This window comes from Tenacibaculum sp. L6, assembly GCF_028823685.1.
GTDB lineage: Bacteria > Bacteroidota > Bacteroidia > Flavobacteriales > Flavobacteriaceae > Polaribacter.
Genome location: NZ_JAPEHZ010000207.1, coordinates 1 through 323, shown reverse-complemented (window position 1 = coordinate 323; position 323 = coordinate 1). Strand labels below are relative to the sequence as shown.

The following is a 323-nucleotide window of genomic DNA, read 5'->3' as shown; positions in this document are numbered from 1 at the left end:
GACAGCTTACCCAGATTGTACAAGAGATACAGCTACGTTTACCATAGCAGGTCCAACAGCAGCAATTACTTATACTACAGTTCCAACAGGAATTACCTGTACAGGAGATACAGACGGAAGTATTCGTGTAGATGCTGTTACAGGCGGTTGGGGTGGCTATGAATACCAATTAGCACCAGATACAGGTTCAGCTACACCAGGCGGATCAGCAGCAGCTCCTTACAGTGGAAATAACTTATTTGAGAATTTAGCACCAGGAGATTATATCGTAACGGTAAGAGATTCGAATGGTTGTGAGGTACCACAAAATGTTAATGTTGCTG

General features: G+C 43.3%; 1 protein-coding gene. It reads left to right on the top strand.

The genetic code is table 11. The features are described from left to right. On the top strand, positions 1-323 hold a 323-nt coding region (locus tag OU788_RS12745), incomplete at both ends, for a hypothetical protein (RefSeq protein ID WP_274635499.1).